Origin of the sequence: Saccharibacillus endophyticus (assembly GCF_013185185.1) — a bacterium.
Lineage (GTDB): Bacteria > Bacillota > Bacilli > Paenibacillales > Paenibacillaceae > Saccharibacillus > Saccharibacillus endophyticus.
Genome location: NZ_JAAZWE010000002.1, coordinates 305,281 through 330,027, shown reverse-complemented (window position 1 = coordinate 330,027; position 24,747 = coordinate 305,281). Strand labels below are relative to the sequence as shown.

29 protein-coding genes and 1 tRNA gene are annotated in these 24,747 nt (G+C 52.5%); 27 read left to right on the top strand and 3 right to left on the bottom strand.

Annotation, left to right across the window (positions count from 1 at the left end; genetic code table 11):
• Positions 1-104 precede the first annotated feature (104 nt).
• The 4 genes from HRQ63_RS07410 (at position 105) to HRQ63_RS07395 (ending at position 2,714) form a co-directional block, all read left to right on the top strand.
• Positions 105-1,247 carry a glycosyltransferase family 4 protein gene (locus tag HRQ63_RS07410; RefSeq protein ID WP_172241399.1) on the top strand — a complete coding sequence of 381 codons (1,143 nt, stop codon included), beginning with the start codon at positions 105-107 and terminating at the stop codon, positions 1,245-1,247.
• 110 nt (positions 1,248-1,357) lie between these two features.
• Positions 1,358-1,930 carry a xanthine phosphoribosyltransferase gene (locus tag HRQ63_RS07405; RefSeq protein ID WP_172241396.1) on the top strand — a complete coding sequence of 191 codons (573 nt, stop codon included), beginning with the start codon at positions 1,358-1,360 and terminating at the stop codon, positions 1,928-1,930.
• A gap of 92 nt (positions 1,931-2,022) precedes the next feature.
• Positions 2,023-2,352 (top strand): hypothetical protein, encoded by a 330-nt coding sequence (locus HRQ63_RS07400; RefSeq protein WP_037282740.1) that lies wholly within the window; start codon positions 2,023-2,025, stop codon positions 2,350-2,352.
• A gap of 119 nt (positions 2,353-2,471) precedes the next feature.
• A complete protein-coding gene (locus HRQ63_RS07395) occupies positions 2,472-2,714 on the top strand; it encodes a hypothetical protein (RefSeq protein WP_172241393.1) in 243 nt (80 codons plus the stop codon).
• A 417-nt stretch (positions 2,715-3,131) separates the two neighbouring features.
• Here HRQ63_RS07395 and HRQ63_RS07390 read toward each other — a convergent pair whose 3' ends face one another.
• Positions 3,132-3,644, bottom strand: coding sequence for a YhjD family protein (locus HRQ63_RS07390; protein WP_172241390.1), 513 nt, complete (start codon positions 3,642-3,644; stop codon positions 3,132-3,134).
• Positions 3,645-3,800: 156 nt separating this feature from the next.
• Here HRQ63_RS07390 and HRQ63_RS07385 point away from each other — a divergent pair.
• From HRQ63_RS07385 to HRQ63_RS07340, 10 genes are all read left to right on the top strand, one after another.
• Positions 3,801-3,884, top strand: a tRNA-Leu gene (locus HRQ63_RS07385).
• 200 nt (positions 3,885-4,084) lie between these two features.
• Positions 4,085-6,721, top strand: a complete 2,637-nt coding sequence (locus HRQ63_RS07380; RefSeq protein ID WP_172241387.1) for an ATP-binding protein — start codon at positions 4,085-4,087, stop codon at positions 6,719-6,721.
• Positions 6,722-6,736: 15 nt separating this feature from the next.
• Complete coding sequence (gene pepV / locus HRQ63_RS07375) at positions 6,737-8,140, top strand: dipeptidase PepV (RefSeq protein ID WP_172241384.1); 1,404 nt, start codon at positions 6,737-6,739, stop codon at positions 8,138-8,140.
• Between the two features lie 34 nt (positions 8,141-8,174).
• A complete protein-coding gene (locus tag HRQ63_RS07370; protein ID WP_172241382.1) occupies positions 8,175-9,212 on the top strand; it encodes an asparaginase in 1,038 nt (345 codons plus the stop codon).
• A gap of 10 nt (positions 9,213-9,222) precedes the next feature.
• Positions 9,223-9,741 (top strand): peptide-methionine (S)-S-oxide reductase MsrA, encoded by a 519-nt coding sequence (gene msrA / locus HRQ63_RS07365; protein WP_172243346.1) that lies wholly within the window; start codon positions 9,223-9,225, stop codon positions 9,739-9,741.
• Between the two features lie 310 nt (positions 9,742-10,051).
• A complete protein-coding gene (locus HRQ63_RS07360; protein WP_172241379.1) occupies positions 10,052-10,741 on the top strand; it encodes a hypothetical protein in 690 nt (229 codons plus the stop codon).
• Positions 10,742-10,837: 96 nt separating this feature from the next.
• Positions 10,838-11,233 (top strand): GNAT family N-acetyltransferase, encoded by a 396-nt coding sequence (locus tag HRQ63_RS07355; RefSeq protein WP_172241376.1) that lies wholly within the window; start codon positions 10,838-10,840, stop codon positions 11,231-11,233.
• 13 nt (positions 11,234-11,246) lie between these two features.
• On the top strand, positions 11,247-11,498 hold the full coding sequence (locus HRQ63_RS07350; protein ID WP_172241373.1) for a DUF2164 domain-containing protein: 252 nt from the start codon (positions 11,247-11,249) through the stop codon (positions 11,496-11,498).
• A gap of 26 nt (positions 11,499-11,524) precedes the next feature.
• Positions 11,525-12,361, top strand: a complete 837-nt coding sequence (locus HRQ63_RS07345; protein WP_172241370.1) for a phosphotransferase family protein — start codon at positions 11,525-11,527, stop codon at positions 12,359-12,361.
• Between the two features lie 121 nt (positions 12,362-12,482).
• The gene (locus HRQ63_RS07340) at positions 12,483-12,959 is read left to right on the top strand and encodes a GNAT family N-acetyltransferase (protein ID WP_172241367.1); all 477 of its coding nucleotides are present in this window, start codon (positions 12,483-12,485) and stop codon (positions 12,957-12,959) included.
• 190 nt (positions 12,960-13,149) lie between these two features.
• Here the strand turns inward: HRQ63_RS07340 and HRQ63_RS07335 are convergent, their stop codons facing one another.
• On the bottom strand, positions 13,150-14,355 hold the full coding sequence (locus HRQ63_RS07335) for an MFS transporter (protein WP_172241364.1): 1,206 nt from the start codon (positions 14,353-14,355) through the stop codon (positions 13,150-13,152).
• A gap of 178 nt (positions 14,356-14,533) precedes the next feature.
• Between HRQ63_RS07335 and HRQ63_RS07330 the strand changes: the two genes are divergently transcribed.
• The 4 genes from HRQ63_RS07330 to HRQ63_RS07315 all read left to right on the top strand — a co-directional run bounded on the left by HRQ63_RS07330 (position 14,534) and on the right by HRQ63_RS07315 (position 17,444).
• Complete coding sequence (locus HRQ63_RS07330) at positions 14,534-15,121, top strand: TetR/AcrR family transcriptional regulator (protein WP_229714268.1); 588 nt, start codon at positions 14,534-14,536, stop codon at positions 15,119-15,121.
• Positions 15,121-16,032 carry a PhzF family phenazine biosynthesis protein gene (locus tag HRQ63_RS07325; RefSeq protein ID WP_172243341.1) on the top strand — a complete coding sequence of 304 codons (912 nt, stop codon included), beginning with the start codon at positions 15,121-15,123 and terminating at the stop codon, positions 16,030-16,032. The genes HRQ63_RS07330 and HRQ63_RS07325 overlap by 1 nt, the downstream gene beginning before the upstream one ends.
• 19 nt (positions 16,033-16,051) lie before the next feature.
• Positions 16,052-16,849 (top strand): class I SAM-dependent methyltransferase, encoded by a 798-nt coding sequence (locus HRQ63_RS07320; RefSeq protein WP_172241361.1) that lies wholly within the window; start codon positions 16,052-16,054, stop codon positions 16,847-16,849.
• 286 nt (positions 16,850-17,135) lie between these two features.
• Positions 17,136-17,444: a hypothetical protein gene (locus HRQ63_RS07315; protein ID WP_172241358.1), complete on the top strand. Its 309-nt coding sequence runs from the start codon at positions 17,136-17,138 to the stop codon at positions 17,442-17,444.
• Positions 17,445-17,554: 110 nt separating this feature from the next.
• Here HRQ63_RS07315 and HRQ63_RS07310 read toward each other — a convergent pair whose 3' ends face one another.
• Positions 17,555-17,821: an excalibur calcium-binding domain-containing protein gene (locus tag HRQ63_RS07310; RefSeq protein ID WP_172241355.1), complete on the bottom strand. Its 267-nt coding sequence runs from the start codon at positions 17,819-17,821 to the stop codon at positions 17,555-17,557.
• A gap of 124 nt (positions 17,822-17,945) precedes the next feature.
• On the opposite strand from HRQ63_RS07310, the gene HRQ63_RS07305 reads away from it, so the two are divergent.
• The 9 genes from HRQ63_RS07305 (at position 17,946) to HRQ63_RS07265 (ending at position 24,719) form a co-directional block, all read left to right on the top strand.
• Complete coding sequence (locus HRQ63_RS07305) at positions 17,946-18,293, top strand: hypothetical protein (RefSeq protein ID WP_172241352.1); 348 nt, start codon at positions 17,946-17,948, stop codon at positions 18,291-18,293.
• A gap of 36 nt (positions 18,294-18,329) precedes the next feature.
• Entirely contained in the window at positions 18,330-19,007 is a 678-nt protein-coding gene (locus tag HRQ63_RS07300; protein ID WP_172241349.1) for a DUF2625 family protein, read from the top strand.
• A gap of 20 nt (positions 19,008-19,027) precedes the next feature.
• Positions 19,028-19,249: a hypothetical protein gene (locus HRQ63_RS07295; RefSeq protein WP_172241346.1), complete on the top strand. Its 222-nt coding sequence runs from the start codon at positions 19,028-19,030 to the stop codon at positions 19,247-19,249.
• Between the two features lie 13 nt (positions 19,250-19,262).
• A complete protein-coding gene (locus HRQ63_RS07290; RefSeq protein WP_172241343.1) occupies positions 19,263-19,871 on the top strand; it encodes a short chain dehydrogenase in 609 nt (202 codons plus the stop codon).
• A gap of 90 nt (positions 19,872-19,961) precedes the next feature.
• On the top strand, positions 19,962-20,465 hold the full coding sequence (locus tag HRQ63_RS07285) for an SRPBCC family protein (protein WP_172241340.1): 504 nt from the start codon (positions 19,962-19,964) through the stop codon (positions 20,463-20,465).
• 104 nt (positions 20,466-20,569) lie between these two features.
• Positions 20,570-21,988, top strand: a complete 1,419-nt coding sequence (gene thrC / locus HRQ63_RS07280) for a threonine synthase (RefSeq protein ID WP_172241337.1) — start codon at positions 20,570-20,572, stop codon at positions 21,986-21,988.
• A gap of 179 nt (positions 21,989-22,167) precedes the next feature.
• Entirely contained in the window at positions 22,168-23,004 is an 837-nt protein-coding gene (locus HRQ63_RS07275) for a hypothetical protein (RefSeq protein WP_172241334.1), read from the top strand.
• A 103-nt stretch (positions 23,005-23,107) separates the two neighbouring features.
• The gene (locus HRQ63_RS07270) at positions 23,108-24,013 is read left to right on the top strand and encodes a sensor histidine kinase (protein ID WP_172241331.1); all 906 of its coding nucleotides are present in this window, start codon (positions 23,108-23,110) and stop codon (positions 24,011-24,013) included.
• A 4-nt stretch (positions 24,014-24,017) separates the two neighbouring features.
• Positions 24,018-24,719 (top strand): response regulator transcription factor, encoded by a 702-nt coding sequence (locus tag HRQ63_RS07265; RefSeq protein WP_172241328.1) that lies wholly within the window; start codon positions 24,018-24,020, stop codon positions 24,717-24,719.
• The last annotated feature ends 28 nt before the right edge of the window (positions 24,720-24,747 follow it).

Here is a 24,747-nt window from a genome sequence, read left to right as displayed (position 1 = left end):
ACCGCAACCGATCGGAAAAAGAGCCCGCTTGCCCTTTACCTTGAGCGGTCTTGTGGGCTATCATCATATAGAAAGAGCGTGCGAAGCGGAAGGGGAGACTGGCTGTGAGATTGCTGCAAGCTTTATTTTTTCCGCCCGAACAGCCGGGGGGCGTATCATCGATGATCCCGTATCTGCAAGAGAAGTTTTCTTCGGCCCGTTGGGAGATGGAAATTTTTTCGCTGCCCAAGCGGATTCGGGGCAAAGGACGCGAGGAAGTCGTGTTCGAGACTTTTGATTGGACGGAGTACGGAGACAGTCCGATCGTGCAAAAATACATGCAGACCTATCGCGATTACCTATGGTGGACGCGTCTGCGTTTGCAAAAACCGTATGATCTGATCCATGCCCATCATCCGATAGCCGCGCTGGCGATGAAGACGGTATTTCCGGAGACGCCCGTGCTGCAAACGACGCACTCCAGTTATGAACGGGAGTTGGTGCTGAACGGAAAGATTGAAGAAGGCGGACCCGAACATCGTTTTCTTTTAGCCATGTATGGAGAACTGGAAGCCAAGACGGATCAGTTGATCACCGTATCCGATGCGTTCCGACGTTACATGGCTCCGCATATCCGGCATCCGGAAAAGGTTAAGATCATGCCGAACGGTTACGACGAACGCCGCTTCAAGCCGGTGCCGCACGAGAATGAGGTTCCGCAGTTGATGGCCGTTTGTCGCCTTGTGCCTGCAAAAGGATTGGATATTCTGCTGCAGGCTTGCGCACGTCTGAAAGAGCGAAATGTCCCGTATGTGCTGCATCTGATCGGTGACGGCCCTTCGCGCGAAGAACTGGAACAGATGGCGCAGGATCTCGGCGTATACGACGATACGATCTTTTACGGGTATACGCTGCATCCCGAGGAATTCATGCCGTTCTTCGATATCTTCGTTCTGCCTTCGCGAGCAGAAGCGTTCGGATCGGTATTTGCCGAAGCGGCGCTCTGTTGTCTGGCGCTTGTGGGCACGAGCGTAGGCGGCGTGCCGGAACAGATCGAACACGGCGTGAACGGACTGCTTGTGCCGCCCGACGATGCCGAAGCGCTGGCCAACGCCTTGGAGCAAGTCATCGTCGATCCGTCTTACCGATATGAATTGGCTCGTACCGCGTGCGAAAAAGCAAAGTCGAACTATTCGCTTAACCGGGTCGCGATCGAACTGAAGCGATTATACCTCAGTTACGAGGGACGCGGCCGGCAAACGGTTTGAGCCTGAAATTCCGCACATGCCGTGTCATCTTGAAAAAAATCAAACAAAATGCTATTTTTTACGAAAACGTACCTGGCGCGCGCGCCGAAAAGGTATCTGGAGGAGAGCCTATGGAAGAGTTAAAAGAACGGATCAAGCTAGAAGGGGTCGTTGCGTCGCAGCAGGTATTGAAGCTGGACGCAATCCTGAATCATCAGGTTGACCCGGCGCTGACCATGGAGATGGGGCGCGCATTCGCTTCCCGTTTCGCTGCGGAAGGCGTGACCAAAGTTGTGACCGTCGAGTCTTCAGGTATCCCGGTAGCCTTTGCCGTTGCGCTTGAGCTGGGTGTTCCGATGATCTTCGCCCGTCGCAAGAAGACGCTGCTGGCCGATCCGGATTCGTATGTGGAACGCGTGCCTTCTTTTACAAAAGGAATCGTAACCGATTTAATGCTTCCCAAACGGTTTATTAAAAAAGAAGACAGGGTTTTGCTGATCGACGATATCATCGCCAACGGCGATGCCGCTCGGGGTCTTGTCAAAATCATTCACTCGGCGGAAGCTACGCTCGTAGGCGTGGGCATCGTAGTGGAGAAATGTTTCCAATCCGGCGCGCAAAGCCTGCGGGATCAGGGAATCCGTCTGGAATCGCTGGTTCGTATCCAGTCGCTGGGCGAAGAAGGGGTCGTTTTTGCGGACTGAGAGAATTTGAGCCAAAAGCTTCATTTCCCACTTTACCCCTCCGATAATGTTACGTATAATACCTTTTAAGTAGGGAGAGGAGGAAGACTAATATGAGTGATCCAACAGTAAATGCTGAATTTTTCATTAAAAAAGTCAACGATGCCAAGGTACATTTCGAACGTGCCCTCGACTGCAAGCACACGGAGTTTGATGACCTTTATCCCTATATGATTGAACATCCTCAATTCTTTTGGTATAAGCGCTATGTCGCCTGGTCCGAACTTCTGACGCTCGCCGATTTGTGCGAAGAATTGTCTTTCCCGTGGAGAGAAGAGTTCACGCCTCAGCAGATTGAATACGTTGAACAGCGTGTGATGTCGGCGAAAGTTCTCGACTTCTGGTTCGAAAATGCGGATTCGAAAGAAACGGCTCAACAATAAGCTTTTTCTTCCGCAATACAGATTCCAGCATCGCTTTTTAGACCGGTCCGCCCGCGCGACGCGCGTGCGGGCTTTTTTCGTTAAAAGGTAAACGATAAACAGAATGGAGGGAGTCCGCAATGATCGATGACGAGCAGCTCAATGCCTACCGAATATCCGGGGAAAAGGTTCGGGTCGTTCGCGACGGGTTGAAGGAGAATGATATCAGAGGCATCGTGGTGGCGTGGGACGATACGCATGTCCTGATTCGTCGTCCTAATCGCAACGTAGTCAAGTTGGATCGCAATTATATCATTCAGCCATCCAAAGAAGAACGGATTGATCCGTTGGCGAGCTTGGACGAGCTTAAATCCGAGAACTGATTATTTTAAGCTGTCGATAAAGTTACTTCGGCGGGGAAGCGAGAAGACTGCGAGAAAAATTCGTTCAAGACGCTGTCTCACTCGGAAAATGGATTGAATTTGAATAAGGAATTTTCCGAGTTCAAAGGCGTCTTTCACTGAATTTTTCTCTCCGTCTTCTCGTTTCCAGTTACGTTAGGCTTTCTCGACACTTTAAACTGATTTTTTGATCAGCGTCTCAGAGTTTGATTCTTCTGGATCAACAAGCTTGTGAGGAAAGTAGGACATGAGCATAATAAAGCCCGGTTGCACTGAAAATTCAGTGCAACCGGGCTTTATTGTTGCGGGGGCATAGCTTTATTTATTTAATATCCCCCCATATCGGCCGATCGCCGGGGGATGGCGGTCGGATCGACATAAGGGAGAGGGGGGCGATGTTCAGGCGTATGCTCCAGCCGAATAAGGACGCGGCGTCTTCTTTTTGGCTGAGGCTCCCGGGATCGATGCGCGATGACTGTAACTGCGAACAGGCACGGCAGATTGACGGCCGGAGTCGGTCACGATCGGTTCTGCCGAGCGGTTCTCCGTAGTCGAAATTCCCAGATAAGCACGCATACGCAAATCCGCTTCATGATGGAAAGAGGCATGATCAATATGCATGGTGCCATGAAGTCCGCGGCAGATATAATCGGCATCTACGCCCTTCTCCGAGTGCTTGACTTCGCATATGCGGATGCTTCGTTTTTTGAATTCGCGGCGAATGCCCGACAGCAGCACAGCCGCGCACCGGGAAGCGTTGCGAATCATTTCTGTATATAAAGTAGAGGTCTGCATCGGTGCATCGGACTCCAGCTTTTTGGCGTCGTTCTCGAATGTTTTCAAAATATGCGTCAATAACAGGTAACTTTTGATTAAAGACAGTTCGTCTCGGGTCGTCTGTACAGCGGTCATGCTCTTCACCACCTTGTAGGAACTTGTGTTCTGTTTTCAGTATAACCGAATAGGTGTTCGCATGCAAGCATATCCTTACTTTTTTTGAAAGTTGTTGACTGAAACTTTTGCTTTGTGTTATGATCTGTCTTGTCGCTATAATAGCGATCATGATATGCGGTCGTGGCGGAATTGGCAGACGCGCACGGTTCAGGTCCGTGTGGGCTTACCCCCGTGGAGGTTCGAGTCCTCTCGACCGCATCTTTTATTAAAAACAAGGTTTCCATTTTGCTTCGGGCAGAATGGGAACCTTTTTTGTATGTTTCAGTACCTCGGCAAATCTTTTATTGGCTCGGGAAGCCGTCCAAGTCGATTATAGTCAAATTTCGTCATCTTCCCTTCGCTCATTTGTCGTATAATAGGTAGAAAGTTAAAATTCAAGCAAAGTCGCGGGGTGCATAATGAGCGAGCGCATAATGGAATTGAATCGGCTGGTCAGCGTATCGACGGGCGGCCATATCCTATACCTCTATGACGACGTCGACGCCTATGCGGACAATGCGTCCGCTTATTTGATTTCGGGCGTTCAGGACGGCGGCTTGGCGATTTTGATCGATTCCGCAGAACGGATCGGCCGAATTCGCAGTCTTGTTTCGCCGGCATTAAGCGCGGAAGAGAATAAACGCGTCGTTTATGTGGACGCGGATCGATTTTACGATACAACGCAAAGTTTTCATTATAAAAAAGTAATCGGGCATTTCGGCGAATCGTTGAACCCTTATATCGGCCAAGCGTCGGAGATTCGCACTTGGGCGCATGTCGCTTGGAAAAGCGAACCGTTCATCGAGCATGAGTTGAGCGTATTCGAGGCTTTCGCCGACCGGACGGTGCAGGGAATGCGCATGGTATCGGTATGCGCTTATCAGGCAGGTTCGATCAGCGCTTCCCTGCAAGTGAAAATGTTGAGAACGCACGATTACGTGATGACCGACGACGAATTCAGCAGTACGGATCTTACCGGAAAAAGCGGCGGCGCTCTTTTTCCGTCTTTGTCCGCGCAGCGCGAGAAAGACCGGCGGGACAACGTTGAACGGCTGCGCTTGGAAGCGGCGGCCCGGCAGTTGGAAAGGATCACGGCAAACAATCTGGACCCGGTAGCCTTGTTCGACGAAAAAGGCGCGCTTGTCAGTTTGAACGCGGCCTTCGAGCGCGTATTCGGCTGGGATACCCAAGAATTTGCAGGCATGAGCGAAACAGGCGTCCGGGAGAAAATCGGGTTGCAGAACGTGTCCGAAGGGGAACTGGCTCCTTTGTCGAAAGCAAATTCGCTGCCCGATCCGGCTATTCAGGCCGAGGACGCCGTACGTGCGGAAGCGATTGCCCTTTCAAGAAACGGCGAGATTCTGAACGTATTGGTGACAGAATTCGCACTGGGAGACGAGGAGAATCCGGCCGGTTATGCGGTAATTTATCGCGATATCACGGACTTCCGTGATTCGGAACGCAAACTGCAAGAGTCCGTGGAACGCTATACGTCCCTTAAACGGCATAACCATGATGCGGTCTTCTCGATCGACGGCGAAGGACGCGTGATGAACACCAATCCCGCGGCACAGACATTGATCGGATTGGCTACGGAAGAGATGATCGGCCGACTTTTCTCCGAATGGCTGGCGGAAGGAACGATGGACGATATTTTGCGCAACAACGTGGCGGGAGACGAATCTTTGCGTCCGACCGTTCGAATCCGGAATGTTGACGGAAACGAGTTTGAAGTATTGACCTCTACGGCGCCGATCATTGTGGGCGGGCGCAATGTGGGTTGTTACGTTTTGGCCAAGGATATTACGGAACACAAGCGTCTGCTTATCGAAAAACAGGCAGCGGAAGAGATGAACCGGGCCAAAAGCGACTTTCTTGCCGTGATGAGCCATGAAATTCGTACGCCCATGAACGGGGTCATTACCTTAACGCAGTTATTGCTGGAAACGGAAGGACTTACTGCCGAGCAGCGCGAGTACGTGGAAGTGATTCGTCGAAGCGGCGATTCGCTGCTGGGTATCATCAATGACATTCTCGACTTTTCCAAGATTGAAGCCGGCAAGACGGGGCTTCAGCTTGAACCGATGAATTTGCGTGAAGACGTGGCGCGTTCGTTCGATATCCTATTGGCCGACTCCAGGGCCAAAAAGCTGGAACTCGGCTTGTCCATCGCCCCGCATGTGCCGGAGATCGTGGTAGGCGATCCGAATAAGCTGCGCCAGATTCTCGTCAATCTGGTCGGCAACGCGATCAAATACACGGAAGAGGGCGGCGTGTTCGTTTCGGTAGATCTGGAAGAGGGAGCGCCGGAAGGCTGGGCTCGTCTGCATTTTCGCATTCGCGATACGGGCATGGGCATTCCTGAGTCTCATACGGAGCATTTGTTCGATCCCTTTTATCAGCTGGACAACTTCATGACGCGCAAATCCGAAGGGTCGGGGCTGGGGCTTGCGATTACCAAAAAGCTGATCGAACTTATGCATGGGACGATCGGCGTCCGTTCGAAGCTTGGAGAGGGCACGGTGTTCAGGTTTTCGATCGATATGCAGCTGCCCGACTTTGACGCGATGCCTGAAGAGCCGGTTGAAGTTGCGGAAGCGCCGGTTGACGTTTCTGCTCCGCTGCGGATTCTGGTGGCCGAAGACAACAAAATCAATCAACTCGTCATGGAACGATTGCTCGATCGGCTGGGCTGCGAGTCCGATATCGCCGAAGACGGAGTCGAAGCGCTGACGCTGGCGGAACGTTCGCGTTACGAAGTGATTTTGATGGACGTCAGAATGCCGAGGATGGACGGGTTCGAGGCTACGCGCCGGATTCGAAAAGCGCCCGGGCGTTACGGCAAACCTTATATTATTGCGGTTACCGCGAATGCGATGCGCGGAGATCGGGAACGCTGCCTGGACGCAGGGATGGACGAATATATGAACAAACCGGTCGATTCCAAGCGTTTGGCTGAACTGCTGTCGGAGGCAGAGGCGCAGATTCGGCATTCGGGTAAAAATAGTGGTAAGATAATAAGCGAATCGAAACGAACGACAGAGGAACACGACTAATGAGGAGGCAGATGGATGATCGATTGGCAAAAGGAAGCAGAATCGCGGCGCGAGGACCTGCTGCGCGATCTGGACGGCCTGCTTCGAATTGAGAGTGTCAAAGACGCGGCTGCGGCTTCGACGGAGCGTCCGATGGGACAGGCAATCGGCGAAGCGCTGGACTATATGCTGCAACTGACGGAAAAACTCGGCTTGGACACGAAAAATGTAGACGGCTACGCGGGACATGCGCAATACGGCAGTTTTGACCCGGATACGACAATCGGCATCTTGGGTCATGTGGACGTCGTGCCTGCGACCGGCGCATGGACAAGCCCGCCTTTTGAACCGACGATCCGCGGCGGGAAGCTTTATGCGCGCGGAGCCATCGATGATAAAGGCCCTACGATCGCGGCGCTGTACGGACTGAAAATCGTCAAGGAGCTAGGTTTGCCGTTAACCAAAAACGTACGCCTGATCTTCGGAACCGACGAGGAAAGCGGCATGAGCTGCATGCGTCATTACGCGGAGCGCGAGCAAATGCCGACCGTCGGTTTTGCCCCGGATGCCGAATTCCCGATGATCTATGCGGAAAAAGGACAGTTTAACCCGACGCTCGTACCCAAAAACGGATTGGAAGATTCCCGATCGTTGATCACTTTGGAATCGTTCGAGTCGGGCGTTCGCATCAATATGGTGCCTGAGCGTGCGCATGCCGTACTTAGCGGCGACATTCGACCGTTGGTGGAATCTTTCGAGGACTTCTGCCGCAAGCATCGCGTGAAAGGCGAAGCCGAGATCAATGCGGGACAAGCCATGTTTACGGTAGCCGGCGTATCCGCGCATGGTTCGGAACCGGAAAAAGGCGTCAATGCCGGCACAGTATTGGCTTTGTTTTTGCGGGATGCGGCTCTTCAGACGGAAGCCAACCGCTTTATCGGGTTGTTAAACACGATGCATGAGGACTTCCATGGAGAGAAGCTGGGCATTGCGTTCCGCGATGAGATGACCGGTCCTTTGACCGTTAATCCCGGCGTCATCCGCTTCGGTACGGAAGAAGGCACGCAAATTCAATTGACGGCCCGTTGTCCGGTGCAATCGGACCACGATCGGATTCGCACGCAGCTGGAAGCGACGCTGGACAGATTCGATTTCCGCGTCTCCGACGTTCAACAAAAAGGCTCCCACCATGTCGGCAAAGACGAAGCGGTTATCCGCTCGCTGCAAACCGCTTATGCGGAACTGACGGGCGATGAACCGACGCTGCTATCGACGGGCGGAGCGACATATGCCCGCTTCATGGAAAAAGGCGTCGCCTTCGGAGCCTGCTTCCCGGGCAAAGAAATGACGGCTCACCAAGCCGACGAATATATCGAGGTCGACGATCTGCTCAAAGCGACCGCGATCTATGCGCGAGCGATTTACGAGTTGGCCAAATAAATTAACATTACACACAGAAAGAAGAGATTAACCGATGTCGCAGGATGTACAAGTTACCCGAGGCCGATATGTAGAAAGCAACCATGAAATTCACGCAGCCGTCGTCGACAACGAAGGCCGTTTATTATATGCGGCGGGCGATCCGGATCGTCTGACTTTTCCGCGTTCGTCCATGAAGCCGTTTCAGGCGGTACCGCTGATCGAATCGGGTGCTGCCGATGCTTTCGGATACGGCGATGCGGAAATTTCGCTAAGCTGCGCGTCGCATAGCGGCGAGCCGATTCACCGTCATGCGGTGCTGGACGTATTGTCCCGCGCGCATTTGTCGGAGGAGGATCTTCAGTGCGGAACGCATATCCCGCGGGACGGCGAAAGCTATCGGGAATTGATTCGCGAGGGCCGGGAACTGACGCCTGTGTTCAGCAACTGTTCCGGCAAACATTCGGGGATGCTGCTGACGGCGGTTCATCTGAACGAAGATACGCTGACGTATCGGGAGATCGAGCATCCGCATCAGCAGCGCATCTTATCTGTTATTGCTGACGTCTGCGATTATCCCGCCGAAGAGATCGGCATCGGCGTAGACGGCTGCGGCGTGCCCGTGCACCGTTTGCCGCTTCGTCATGCCGCCCTCGGTTTTGCGCGTCTGGCGAAGCCGGAAGGCACAGTGTCCGAAACGCGTGCGGATGCGCTGAACCGCGTTCGCCGCGGGATGACCCGTCGGCCGGAAATGGTAGCAGGCAAAAATCGCTTCGATACGGATCTGATGCGCGTCTTCCAAGGCAACCTTGTGGCAAAAGTCGGCGCGGAAGGCGTTCAGTGCATCGGCGTGGCCGATCGAGGGATCGGAATCGCGGTCAAGGTCGAAGACGGCAGCGAACGCGCGACTTTCGTGGCGGCCATGGAAGTGCTGAAGCAATTGGGGATCGGGACGGATCAGCAGTTCGCGGAGCTTGCGGATTATGTGCATGCGCCCGTGCTGAATGCCCGCCGGGAACGCATCGGCGAGATTAAGCCGAACTTCGTGCTGCGAAATATGGAAGAGATAAGGGAGTCGAAGATTCATGACTGAGAAAAAAAATATTCAACGGGCGACCTTTGCCGGAGGTTGCTTCTGGTGCATGGTCACGCCATTCGAAGAAATGCCGGGTATTCATGGAATCGTATCGGGCTATATGGGCGGAACCGTGGATAATCCGACATACGAGCAAGTAAAGACAGGCACGACAGGCCATTACGAAGTGGTGCAAATCACATTCGAACCGGATGTATTCCCTTATGAGCGTTTGCTGGAATTGTATTGGCCTCAGACCGATCCGACAGACGGCGAAGGCCAATTCCAGGATCGGGGCACGCAGTACAAGCCGGCAATTTTTTTCCACAACGAAGCGCAACAAGAAGCGGCATTGGCAACCCGCCAAGAGCTGGCCGACAGCGGTCGTTTCGATAAGCCGATCGTAACGGAAGTTCTGCCTGCACAAACTTTCTATGAAGCCGAAGACTACCATCAGGATTACCACAAAAAAAATCCGAAGCATTACAAAGAAGACCGCCAACAATCCGGCCGCGACGAGTTTATCGACGCGAACTGGCAAGCGTAAGCAGAGTCTTCTCGCTTGCTGCGTCAGAGTGACTTTCTCGACAGCCTGAGGGCGTGCTGGTGCACGTCCTTTTTCCGCTGTATTTTGAAAAGGTCGACTTGCTTATTTCCTCCAAATGGGACTAACTTCGCATGCCCTATTGCAAGCTTTCTTGCGGAAATAGGAAAGAGCGGGGTTCTCAGCCGTGCACAGTACCGATAAAATAAGGAAACATAAGGGTAAATGTACCAAATGGCCGCAAACGGCAATGAACATCATGAAAGGGCTACCGCATACTCTTTGTTAACTTTACATAAAAAGGGGAATTCTTATGCTGATTCCGGACAATGAACAAACTATGGAACGGCTGAAAGCGTTTATTTGCAAATGGGCAGGACCGGCAAAGCCGGAGTACGGAATCCGTCGGGAAAGCGTGCCGACGGATCTGCCTGCTGCTTTGAGAGACTTTTATACATTTGCAGGAAACTGGCCGAATCCTTCTTATGAGGCATCAGCTTATTCGGCTGGATTTCGTCCCAAGCTGTTTGAAGCCCAGGATATTTGGCTGGAACCGGAAAAATTGAAACGCGAAAGCGGTCGGATTTCGTTTCTGTTGGAGAATCAGGGCAGTTGGAGCTGTGAGGTCAATGCCAATCAGGATGACTCGCCTGTATACAGCGATGCTGCCCGTCTATGGGATGAGCGATTGGAAGAAAGCGAAGTCGTTTGCCCGTCGCTGACCCACTTTTTGACGACATTTTGTTTGCAAGAGCTGGTCTTCGGCAGTCGTTATTTCGGGAAGCTGGAAGGGGCTCTCGATCCGGATGTGTTTCGGGCCAAACTGCATCCGCTTTGGTTGGATGGGTATTACGTATTCAAGGAGCCGTCGCATTCCTTCTATCTGTGCGGCGATAATTTATTGATTATGGATTATTATTCGGATGTTTGGTACGGTTGTCTCGAAGAAAGCGCGTTGTCGCTCATCCTTGATCCGAGCATGGTCAAGCCGATCGAGCCCTAACCCTCTACTCCATGGCTATCTGCCCGGCGCGCAGTAGCGGCGTCCGGGCTTTTTGCATATTACGATTGCGACCGACAACAAGGAGGCTTCGGACACATGGTGGTCATCAAACTGCATACGGAAAAACCGATTCCCCCGCTTCAATTAATGCGGCTTTATCAGGATGTGGATTGGTGGCCGACGCGAACGAAAGACGGAATTCGCAAGCTGCTGGCACATGGCGTCGTTTTGGGCGCCTGGGAGGAGAAGCAATTGGTGGGCTTCTGCCGGGCGGTGTCCGATGGCGTTTATCGGGCTTATGTGGAGGACGTCGTCGTACTCCGTACGCATCGGGGTCAGGGGATCGGTCGGCATATGATGGACAAGATGATGAAGGAACTAAGCGGCATTGAAGCGGTCAGCTTGTTTTGTTCGGCGAAACTGGCTGATTATTATCACGGCAGTGGTTTCCAAGAGACGAAGCAGACCGTAATGCATCGAAATAAATCTTAAAAGGAGGGACCTCATGATTCCGATCAAGTTGCCCAAGGAACAAAAGGATGAAATGATCGAAGAGCTGCAAAACTTTTTTTACGATGAACGCGGCGAAGAGATTGGCACGATTGCGGCAGAGCGATTGCTCGATCATATGATGCACCAGTTCGCCCCATACATATACAATCAGGCTGTACGCGACGCGAAAGCGGCCGTGAACGAGAAGTTAAGTCAGATCGAAGAGGAATTGTATGCACTGGAGCGTCCGATTAATCGAAGATAACCAGCCTTGGCGGAAAGCGGTGTAGCATGACAGAACAGAATTGGAGCAAGATCGGCGACGGAGGAACGGCCGAGATTTTTGCGGCCGAGCATGGCCGGGTCGTAAAGCTGTTTCGGGAATGGTTCGGTAAAGAAAGCGCAGACCATGAATACCGTAAAAGCCTATGGGCTTATGAGCAAGGCTTGCCGACGGCAGAGCCGTTAGGCAGAACGCGATACGACGGTCGCGAAGCCATTTTGTTGAAAAAGATCGAGGGAGAATCGCTGCTTCAGCGTTTGCAGCGCGAGCCGCAAACAGCAGCCGAAGCGGCGAAGACGTTTGCCGCTTATCAGGCGCGGTTGAACAGCCTCGAAGCCGCGACGCTCGGCGACTCCCAACGGGAGCGTCTGGTGCAGCGCTTGTCGCGCGTCGAACAGTTGAATGAGGCGGAACGCGCCGCTGTTCGCGCGGAGCTGGAGCAATTGCCCGACGACGAACGATTATGCCACGGCGATTTTCATCCCGGCAACATTATGGAAAATGAACAGGGCTGGCAGGTCATTGACTGGATCGACGCGAATTGCGGCCATCCCCTATACGATGTCGCGCGCACTTTGCTGCTGCTCGGCTTCGGTACGGAAGCAGGCGGCCCCAGAGGAAGCATGGAAGAAGCCGCCGAAGTGTTCCGAGAGGCATACCTGCAAACCTATATCGAGCTTACGGGTTTCGAAGAGTCGGACGTCAAACGTTGGATGCTCCCGGTAGCGGCCATTCGTCTGATTGAGCCGATTCCGGAACCTGAAAAAGAAAAATTGCTCCGATTTATTCGTACCCGGTTATCTAGTACTTTGTCAACTCTTAATCAAAGGATTACGTTTTCCTGAAACGCACACGCTTTAGGTGCGATTCAGGGGAGCGTGACCTTACCTCTAGCGTTGACAAGGTATCGGGTGGTACCGCATAGTGATTTCATAGAAATAAGAAAACGGAAGGGGCACGCCGAATATGGAAAAGCAGCATGAAGAAATCGTTATTCGCGTGGCATCCGTAGCCGACCTGGACCAATTAGCTCCGCTATTCGATGCCTATCGCGTATTTTATGAACAGCCTTCCGACCTTGAAGGAGCCAAGCATTTCCTTACAGACCGATTGGGACAGCTGCAATCCGTCGTGCTGTTGGCGGAAGAAAAAGCAACAGATCGCGCCGCGGGATTTACCCAGTTATATCCCGTCTTCTCCTCCGTATCAATGCAGCGCTCCTGGATTCTGAACGATCTGTACGTCGACCAATACTTCCGAGGAGCGGGAGTCGGCAGCGCCCTGCTGGATGCCGCTGCCCGTCACGCCCGACTGACCGGAGCCAAAGGAATCGCCCTATCCACGGCCCCGACCAACAAAACCGCCCAACGCCTGTACGAAAGCAAAGGCTACAAGCTCGACGACGAATATTTGAATTACTTTCTAACACTGTCCAAAAAGTGATTCTTCCTATGCGCACGGGACCTTCCCCCTAACACCCAAAGTGTTGAGGAAAGGCCTATGTCTAAACAGAAGCGATAGCGAAGGGAGAAATTCAGGTCAAAACGCCTTTGAACTCGGAAAGCTTCTCCCTGAATTTACATCCATCTTTCCGAGTGAGACAGTGTTTTTACCGAATTTCTCCCGCAGCGTCCTAAGCTTCCTCCTCGAATAGGCCTTTCTCCGCAACACGCGTCCACACCCACAATAAGCACCCTCCCGCACTAACCATCGCCCCGATCACACATACCCCGCTCCAACCATACGCCGCATAAGCCCACGTGGATAGCATGGCTCCCGTCGCGCTGCCAATCGAGTAAAACACCATGTATGCACCGGTCAATCGACCGCGGGCTTCCGGAAGTGCCGCGAACAGAAGACTCTGATTCGTGACATGCACCACCTGCACCGCAAAATCGAGCAGTAAAATACCCGCAATCAGCAGAAGCAGGGAGTGATGCAGCATACTGATCGGGAGCCAGGATACGAGCAGCAGAGCAAGCGCGATTCCGGTTGCCCGGTGCCCCATTCCACGATCCGTCCATTTTCCGGCGCCAGCCGCTCCGATTGCGCCGGCCGCGCCTGCCAATCCGAAAGCACCGATCAGCGAAGGGGATAACGATAAAGGGGCCTCGCTAAGCGGAAGCGACAGCGGCGTCCATAACATTCCAAAAGCCGTAAAAATGAAAAAAGCAAAAGCAGCCCGAATCCGCAATAATTTTTCCTGAACGAATAATTTCAGCATGGAGCGCAATAATTGATTGTAGGAAAGGCCGGACTTGCCGGAATTATCCTGCGGCAGCATGACAACCAATGCCGATGCAACGAGAAGCGTCAGGACGGATGAAGTTAAATAAACGGCACGCCAATCGGCCAACTCGCTGATTGCGCCCGCGAAAAATCGCGCCAGCAAAATACCGATGACGACGCCGCCCGTGACAACGCCTACGGCTTTGCCGCGTTCAGTTGACGGAGCCAATGCGGAAGCGAAATTGACCAGAACTTGAGTGACGACGGCCATCAGCCCTACCGCGGCGAGTCCGGCGAGCAATCCTGCATAATCGCGGGCGAATCCGACAAAGGCAAGAGCTAGCGTGATTCCCAGCAGCTGCAGAAGGATTAATCGTCGGCGGTTCATCAGATCGCCAAGCGGCACGATCCATATAAGTCCAAGCGCGTAAAAAAGCTGAACAACCGCAATGATGTAACCGACGGCCGCATGCGGAACTCCGAATTCTTGAGCCAGCTGTCCGAGCAGCGGTTGGGCATAATAGATGTTGGCGACGGCCAAACCGCAAGCCAGTGCAAAGAGCATCGATAATGAGGCGGACCAGCGCGTTGAAATCCGAGTTTTGAACATGCGAAATAACCTCCGACAGTCTGTGGGTTTATTTTGTACCGATCGGTATGTAACGGCACCGGATCACTATAGCTCTTCAATTGCCAAAGTGTCAACCCCTTTACCCGCGCTCGGCGTTTGCATTATACTGATCGGTATAATATTCGCGAACATCCGGTATTGACTAGGAGGAATCAGCGTGAGACCGCGAGCTTTCGATGAGGAACAAGCGCTTGATGCCGCTATGCGCGTGTTTTGGGAAAAAGGATACGAAGCGACGTCTTTAAGCGAATTAACGGAAAAAATGAATATTCGCAAGCCGAGCCTCTACGCAGCGTTCGGCGATAAGCGCGAATTATTCGGCAGATCGTTGGATCGCTATATGGCCAAGCATTTGGAGTATATGAAGCGGATACTGGAACAGGAGCGTGCAGTCGTCCCGGCATTTAAAAGTCTGCTGAACGATCTGGCCGAAGGAGGCAGCGCGGGCGATCCGGCATTGGGCTGCCTGGCGGTGCTGACCCTTGACGAGCTGGCTCCGCAGGAAGCGGAATGGACGGAAAAAGCTTGGGCGCATCAACTGCGTCTTGCCGAATTATTTTGCAACAAAATTGTCGAAGGACTGCAATCGGGCGAGCTTGCACAAGGTCAGGATGCCGAAGCATTGGGTCATGCGCTGCTCGCGTCGGTGATCGGATTGACGGTGATGTTGAAGACCCTGCCCAATGCCGCTTTTATCGAATCGACCATCACTGGAACATTGACTCTGCTTAAGGAGGCGAAATGATGAATGACGTTACCGTATATCATTATGAGGCTTTTTCCTCGATTCCAGGCAAAGGCAATCCTGCGGGAATCATGCTGGATGCCGACCATTTAACCGATGCGCAGATGCAGGAGATCGCGACCAAAGTCGGCTTCAACGAAACGACATTCGTTTGCCGCTCCCGTGCGGCCGATGTTCGTTTGCGTTATTTTACGCCGGGATACGAGATGGATCTGTGCGGGCATGCGACGATGGCGTCTCTGTACGCACTTCGTACACGAGAACTTTTGCAAAAAGACGCGGCGACGATCGAGACGCGGATCGGCGTGCTGCCTGTCGAATTAACGCATGGCGAAGACGGCAGCGAGAAGTCGTTATCTATGCGCATGCGTCAGGGCAATCCGGAATTCATTCCGTTTGAAGGGGACGAACATGCGCTGTTGGCTTCGATGGGTTTGTCTGCGTCCGACCGGGACGAGCGCTATCCGATCGTCTACGGCAGCACGGGATCGTGGACGGTGCTGATCCCGATCCGAAATTTGGAAGCTTTCTCGCGCATGGTTCCGGACAACGCGTCATTTCCGAGCGTGCTGACCCAAAATCCGAAAGCTTCGCTGCATCCTTTTTGCCTGGAGACCTCTGATCCGCAGGCGCGTATGCACGCCCGCCATTTTTGCCCGCCGCATTCAGGCATGATCGAAGATCCCGTGACCGGAACGGCAACAGGGGTGATGGGCGCTTATGCGCTGACCTATATGGAGGCTCATTTGCCGCGTACCGATTTTATTGTGGAGCAAGGCTTGGAGATGGGGCGGGACGGACGCGTCAAAGTCGAAGCCGAGCGACTGTCGGACGGCGGAATGGATATTCGGGTATCAGGCGGTGCATCTTTTGTAACCGACATGCAAATTGTACTGAACGAGAGCGAATAGCGTTAGAACGGAGGCCGTTATGGAAAAAGTCATCGGATATTACGAAGGATACGACGAAGGCATCCGGCTGGGACGGGACCGCGTGCGACAATTGGAATTTGCTACGACGACGCATGTGCTGGAGCCGTATTTGCGATCGGGCGGAAACTTATTGGATATCGGAGCGGGGACGGGAGCCTATGCTTTTTATTATGCGGCGCGCGGCGTTGAAGTGATTGCGGCGGACGTGACGCCGGGACATGTGGACATGATGCGGGAACGGATTTCAAAAGAACGGATCTCGGGCGTGACTGCGGAGCTCGCCGATGCAACGGATCTGTCGCGATATTCGGCCGAAAGCTTCGATACCGTGCTTTGTCTGGGGCCGTTGTATCATCTTCGCACAGCCGAGAATCGGCAAAGCTGCCTGAAAGAGTGCATGCGGGTATTGAAGCCGGGAGGCGTGTTGGCAGCAGCGTATATCAATCGTTTTTTTATTGCGGAATATTTGATTGCTTCAGGCGCGAAAAAGTCCGAGGCGTCTTGGCTGAGTCGGGTGGCCGAGCAAGGTACGTTCGGCACGGACGAGCAGGATCCTTTTCTCTCGGCCGCTTATTTTCATACGCCGGGCGAAGCGGAGACGGAGCTGCGATTTGCCGGATTCGATGTACGGGAGCACGTGGCTGCAGAAGGTAACGTATTTTTGATGAGCGAAGCGGTCGGGAAAATGAGCGAGGAAGAATATCGAATCTGGACGGAACATCATTTCCATGTCTGCCGCGAACCTTCGAGGCTGGGAAGCAGTAACCACGGGCTGATCGTAGCGCGGAAAACGTAGGCGGATTTTAATGTTTTTCGTAACGAATCGCTTTTATGAACCGTTTAATGAGTAAGTCCGGCAATTCCGATAAACGGGAGGATTCGAGATGGAACATGCACAGCGAATATTCGGAGTACGAACAGCTTATCCGTTAACGATAGCTTTCGCTTATGGGATTCAAGCAACTTTATTTTATGTATTGGCTTATCGAGGATACGAACAATATCATCTGTTTAAGAATTGGTCAGAAAGCATCGCTGAAAATAAATTCTCGTTTTTATTTTATGCGGGTGTGGCGGTTCTCATGACGGGTGCAGCGGTTTTCGCGATTTGGCAGGCATTCCGACCGCCCTATCAGTTGGAGGTCGAAGAAGATCGCATCAAGCTGCGTCGCTGCGAACTGGAAAGCGATCGGATCAAAAGCATCTATGTTTCTTGGGCGGACAATCCGTCGATTGGCATCAAGCCGAAAGGCAAGTGGATCGTACCTAACGACTTTTCGTTCAAGTTCGAAGAAGGCGAGGATCAGGAGCGTCAGGTTCGAGAGTTGTTGAACTGGGCCGAGCTTCATGGAATTCCGATTATCAGAAGAAAGGCTTCGCGCTGGATTTGATTCAAAGGAAAGCAATAAAAATGCCGCCGGAACAATCTCAGGCGGCATTTTTTCGAAGATCGTACCGTGACCGATCATAATGTTAGATTTAGTCAACGTACGGGCTCCTGCTATTTCTCGCAAGCGATAAAGTCTTTATCCCGATCCTTAGTCTTGTTTGCTTCGTACAATTCGGCGGACACGAACGGTTTGTGTTTGGTTTTGCCGCCTTTGTTTTTGACGGATGCCGATTTGGCGACGCCGCCTTTGTAATCCTTGTTCAGCTCCGTACAGTTTTTATACGTTTTGGCAGCAGCGCTGACGCTTTGGGTAGATACGGGCACCGCGACCGCAAGCAGAAGGGCGAAGCTCAAAACGTAAGTAAGACTCTTTTTCATGATGTATTCCTCCTTATTCTATCAGCTTGGTTAAGCTTCTGGGATGATGGCATACAAAGTCTTTATCGGCAGTATTGGGAGTATATTGAAGTGGAATCTAATCCGAAAACGAGGAGAGGATCGTATGGGAACGCTCGGACAAGAAAGTCGTTCGTACGACGTGCGGAGCGCGTATCCGGTGGATACCGCTATAGCGTCGGGTCTTTATTTGATCGGGTGGTCATCTGTTGCTTATTTGTATATCATCGGACGTTACCAGCCTTGGCTGAGCAGCGATGCTTTGATGGTCATGTTCGGAGTTATTCTGGTGTCGATCGCCGTCAAACCACATGGAGCATGGCTGGTGCCGAACGATTATTCGATCAAGTTCGCGGAAGACCGCGAAGGCGAGCGTCAGCGGTGGGAGTTGTTGTTGTGGGCGGAAGAACATGATGTACCGATTGTTCGGGGAAAGGCCATTCGTTGGTTATAAGTCGCGCAGCGCCGATAAGGAGATGACAAATACGGCATGAAAGCTCTGCATGAATTGTTGTCCGAAAATTCGGCATGGAATCCGACCGAAGAAGCGATTAAGTCGGCGGATAATGAAGTTGTTGTGCTGGAAAGAGATCGCCCGCAGGCCGAACAGACGCTGGTTGATCTGCAAATGAGCGACAAGGCGACGTTGGGCGCGGTTGTGCTGAATACCGGAGGATTGTTAATAGATGGCGGATGGCTGCGCGTGCTCGGCTCGGGTCATCCGGAGATCGCGGGCGATATTCGTTCCTGGAATGCTCTTGGGCCCGATCCGATTGCGTTGAAGTTTAAACCGGAAAGCTATGTGATTGTGGCGTATGATGTCGCGGGCGGATTTTTTGCGGTGAACAACGGGGCGTTTAACGATCATTCGCCGAACATTCATTATTTTGCGCCGGATACGCTGGAATGGGAAGATACGGAGAAAGGCTATACCGATTTTCTTCATTGGGCGTTGAACGGCGATCTGCAGCAGTATTACGCGACATTTCGGTGGACCGGCTGGGAAAAAGATGTGCGTATGCTGAACGGCGGACAAGCGATGATGATCTATCCGTTTCTATGGTCCGAGGAAGGTCGTGACGTGAACAAAGCGGATCGAAATCCGGTTCCGGTCGCGGAATTATGGGACATGCAGCAGGACATGAGGAAGCAGCTGTTCGGTTCGTAATCGATTGCGGAGGTGCAGGGATGAAGAAGAAAGCCGAACATTTTTATAATGAAGACTGGCAGGGACTGAGTCGGCGCTACGGTCTGACAAGACTGTATGTGGCCTACTATTTCTGTCGATTCATGCAGCGATTTTCATCGAAAAAGGCTGTCTACGCGCAGCATGCGTACAAGTTGGCAAAAGCGATTGCGAGAGCGAGAGAAATTCGATTCAACTCGGGTATCTTAAACAAGCAGGAATAGGAGAGATTTAGACATGTCAAAAGCATTGGTGATCGGCGGCGAAGGAACGCTCGGAAGCGCGATCGTCGCGAAGTTGAAAGAGCACGGCATCGAGACTTTTACGGCAGGACGTTCCGCGGGGGATTATAAGGTGGATATGACCGATACGTCCAGCATTTCCGCACTGTTCAACGAAGTTGGGGAGCTGGATCACGTCATCATCGCGGCGGGGTCGACGCATTATGACGCCGTTCCCGATCTCACCCCGGAAAACAACCTCAAAAGCATCAACAACAAATTGCTGGGTCAGGTGAACACGGTACTGCTCGGCCAGCATAAATTGAAGGACAACGGCAGCTTCACGCTGGTCAGCGGCATTTTGAAAGACTACCCGATTCCGCGCGGCGCCTCCAGCTCGATGGTGAACGGGGCGATCGACGCGTTCGTACAGGCGGCGGCGCTTGAGCTTCCTCGCGGTATCCGATTGAACTCGGTAAGTCCGGGGCTGCTAACGGAGTCGGCGGAAAAGTATGCGGATTTCTTTAAAGGCTTCAACCCGGTTCCCGCCGATCGCGTCGCCAACTACTTTGTTCGCAGCGTACTCGGAATCGAGAGCGGCCGCACGTATCATATTTATGAATAAACGAACCGATGAAGAAGTTGGGCGATACACCGGCTTCTTTTTTTACTATTTTTCAAAAAATAAATGTCCACTAATGGAGGATTCATGTCCATGGTAGAGGTTACGAAAGAGATCGTGATCCATGCTCCGATCGAAGTTTGTTTCGACGCGGCGAGAGACGTGGGACTGCATCCGCAAACAGTTTGGCCCCGTACACGCGAACGGACGCTTCCGGGCGGCCGGCTGCAAGGACTGATGGAGAAAAACGAAATCGTCGTGTTCGAGGCCGTGCATTTCGGTGTTCGCCAACAGCTGACTTCGCTCGTCGAAGAGCTGGACAGACCTTGCTTTTTCGTCGACCGGATGCAAAAAGGCGCGTTTCGCCACATGATGCACCGACATGAATTCGAGCGATGCGAAGAAGGGACGCTCGTGCGCGACATTCTGGAGTTCGCTTCGCCGTTCGGGCCTGCAGGCCGATTGTTCGATGCTCTCGTGCTTCGGCGTTACATGCTTGCTTTTATCGATTATCGTCAGCGGCAGCTTAAGGTCGTTGTGGAAAAGAAGTACGCGGCAGACGGACAACGTCGGCATGGCGGCGCGTTTTCGCATTGAACAAGCAACGATTTTTAGACGAAAATGTAAAAAAAGACTGTCATCGCATGTCGGTTTCGGGGTATGATTATTGAAATATTCTCGACACAATTGGGGGCTTTACGATGAACTACATCAGTACAAGAGGTCAAGTGGAACCGAAAGGCTTTATCGATACCGTCCTGATGGGCTTGGGCGAAGACGGGGGACTGATGGTCCCGGAGCAAATTCCGGCCGTATCGGCAGAAACGCTGGATCGTTGGAAAACACTTCCGTTCCGCGAGCTATTTATCGAGATTTTCTCGTTGTACGCCAATGACGAGATTCCGCAAGAAGACCTGAAGCAATTGGTAGACGCCAGCTACGCGACCTTCCGCGATCCGGAAGTGACGCCGGTGCGCAAACTGAACGATTCCCTGTACATCTTGGAACTGTTCCACGGACCGACGTTTGCTTTCAAAGACGTGGCTCTGCAATTCATGGGCGAATTTTACTCTTACGTGTCGAAGACGCGCGGAGAGATCATTCATATTCTGGGCGCGACGTCCGGCGATACCGGCGCGGCCGCGATCCAGGGCGTGCGCGGCAAAGAAGGCATCAAGATCTGTATCCTGCACCCGCACGGCAAAGTCAGCAAAGTGCAGGAATTGCAAATGACGACCGTCAACGACGAGAACGTGCTCAACCTTTCGGTGCACGGCAACTTCGACGATTGTCAGCGGATCATCAAAGAACTGTTCTCGGATCTGGAGTTTAAAAGCAAACACCATCTGCGCGCGATCAACTCGATCAACTTCGTTCGCATTTTGGCGCAGACCGTTTACTACTTCTATGCATACTTCCAAGCGGAAAAGCAGATGGGCGACGATTCGAAAAAAATCAATGTCAGCGTGCCGTCCGGCAACTTCGGCAATATCTTCTCGGGATTCCTCGCGAAAAAGATGGGCCTGCCGATCAACAAGCTGATCATTGCGACCAACGAAAACAATATCCTGGAGCGCTTCGTGACGACGGGCGAATACCAACCGGGCGAGTTCCGCAAAACGCACAGCCCGTCTATGGATATTCAGGTGGCAAGCAATTTCGAGCGTTACCTGTATTATTTGCTGGATGAAGATGCCTTCGAAGTGTCGAAGTACATGCAGCAGCTTGCGGACGGTCGGAAGATCGTTGTGGAAGGCGAACTGCTTCAGCGCGTGCAATCGGAGCTTCACGCTCTGGGCGCGACCAACGAGCAGAATCTGCAGCTGATCGGCAAGTACCGTTCCGAAACGGGTTACCTGCTCGATCCGCATACGGCCTGCGGCGTGGCGGCTTCCGAAGCGTTTACCGAAGAAGGCGAAGTGACGGTATCGTTCGCGACGGCGCACCCGGCGAAATTCGACGAAGCGATCCGTTTGCTAGACATCACGCAGGAATTCCCGGTCGAAATCGCGGAATTGATCGCCAAAGATCAGTACCAGACCGTGATCGATAACGACAAAGCCGAAGTGACGCGTCAGCTCGAAGCTTTTTTCGCGGGCGGTAAGGTCAGTCAGGCTTAAGATTCCGACTTTGAAAAAAAGAAGCTTTCCGAGGCATGAGAAAATGGTGCATCGGGAAGCTTTTTTATATGCCTGTGAAAGCGATCAAACATGCATATCGGTAAATAAGTGCTCTACGGAAACACAAAAAAGGTTAAAATGGAAAGAAAGAACTTAAAAAAGAAGGATGAGGGTGCGCGATGGATTCGGGTTATAAGAAGCAGGTCGTCAAGTTAAGGTTGATCGGATGGATGAATACGCTATTTTTCGGTTTGTGCGCGGTGGTCGGTTTGGCAGCGGGCGAATTGATCATGACGCTGCTCGGACTGTTGATGACGGGAGCCGGCATCTGGGTGTTGATCCGGGCGGAAAAAATCAAAAAGGTGAACAGGCATCACGATTTTCAATACATTCCCGGTAAAGGCTTCAAGCGCTACCGTCGAACGAAATCGCAAAAATTGCGTATGCTCACCATCAGCCAATGGTCGACGGCGGCTTTGATGCTGGTCGTTTTGTTTATGGGAATAGGCAACGTGCTGACGAATTTGACGATCGGGTTGATCGTGTTCCTGTCTATCCAGTTTTCGATCAAGGAGCGTATCAAGCGCCATGTCCGAGTGGATCCGTACGCGGAATCAGGCCTTAGACATGCCGGAGCGATCGAGCCGCACGAAGAAGTACGCGCGCTGTACCGGGATTTCGAGAATTGGGCGGATATTCGGGTCGGAACGGTTCTTTTGGCCGTTACGCGCTATGAATTCGCAGCCTTTTATCCGCAGCCGAACGGAAGCTTTATCGTCGACTGCATTCCGTTGAGCGAAATCCGCCGCATGACGGTGCAGACGCTCGGGCTGTCGGGCAGAAGATTGTTGTTGTCGGTCGGAGACGGCCGAAACCATGAAATCCGATGCAGCCTGAACGGACGGAGCCGCCTGGATTCCCCGGAAGAATTCATGTCCGATTTGCTCCGCGCGGCGGACGATGCCCTGCTCGGCTTCGATCCGCGTCCTCTGGACGATCATTCACGCACGGCGTAATCACGAACAAACTCTTTCAAAAAGACGATCTTAAGCCCGTTCGGCCTTTGGACCGTCTTTTTTCATAAAACCCGATACCGCACAAAAGAAAGGGTGACGCCTGATGATCATTTTGTTGACGGTGCTTGCGGTTCTGTTGGTTGCGCAGACGATCTATCTGCTGCATTATAAAGCTCAAGTTCGAGATATCGGCAACCAATTACATTTCATTATGCAAAACGGTTCCTTCAAGCAGGTAGACGCCCAACTCAGATCGAGAGAGATGATGACGCTTATCCGAGGCTGCAATCGACTGCTCGATCAGCAAAAAAAGGCAGACCGGCAGTATACCCGCAAAAACGAAGAAATCAATGCGACGATCGTCAGTTTGTCGCACGATATCCGCACGCCTTTGACCGCGCTTGACGGTTATCTTCAGTTGGCGCGGCAGGCTGAAGAGTTCTCCGACAAAGATCGCTATATGGCGCAGGCCAAATCCCGTATCGGGCAGTTGTCCAAGCTGATCGACGAACTGTTTTTATATACGAAGCTGCAAAACCCCGAGTACTTGATCGAACAGGAACCGCTCGATATTCTGGCTTTGCTCCAGCATAATTTGTTTGCGTTTTTCGACGATTTTTCCCGGCAAGGTACGGAACCCGAACTTCGGCTTCCGGATTCGTCCGTTCGGGTGAACGGCAATATCCATGCCGTAGACCGCGTGCTCGCCAATATTTTGAGCAACTATTTCGCGCATGGGACAGGATCGTTATCGGTCGTATGCGAAGAAGAGGCAGAACGCGTGCGGATTTGTTTTGCCAATCGGCTGAGAAAAGGAGAACGAGTGGATACGGAACGCGTGTTCAACCGCTTTTACAAAGAAGACGCTTCGCGCGGCGTTCGTTCCTCCGGGCTTGGCTTATCGATCGTGAAGTCGTTGATGGAGAACATGCACGGACATGCGGAAGCCGACAGCGAGCAGGGCATGTTCGTTATAAGGCTCATCTTTGTCAAAGCGCGAAAGGAATGATTTCATGCAGAAACACGGACAAAATCAACCGATCTTGATCGTGGAAGACGACGAGTCGATCAACGGGATCATTCGCGACGGATTGACCCGCGTAGGCTTCCTGTGCACCTCGGCGTATTCGGGAACGGAAGCTTTAATGCGGCTGGATCAGCAATCTTATCGGCTTATCGTGTTGGATTTGATGCTGCCCGGATTGTCCGGCGAAGCGTTCATGCGGCAGATTCGCAGCGAGCTGGGATTGGCTGTTCCGGTAATCATATTGACGGCAAAAGACCATTTGGACCATAAACTGAATTTGTTCGCGCTCGGCGCGGACGATTACGTGACCAAGCCTTTCGAGTTGGAAGAGTTGATTGCCCGCATTCACGTACATATCGGAAAAAGCGCGAGCAGCGCCGATTCCGGACCTCCAGCGTACCGACATAAAAACCTGACGCTCGATTGCGGCGCGTACAGCGCCTGCGTCAACGGTACGCCGCTTGCTTTGACTCGTCAGGAGTACAAAATCCTTGAACTGTTGGTCAAACATCCGACGCGCGTATTCACCAAGCAGGATTTGTACGAATTGGCTTGGGATGACGTTTATTTGGGCGAAGACAAAACGATCACCGTGCATATCAGCAATATTCGCAACAAAATCAAGACTTACGACCCGGAGCCGTATATCGATACCTTGTGGGGAATCGGATTTCGGTTGAGCGGTTGATGGGAATCGTCTTTGACATTTCTTTGCT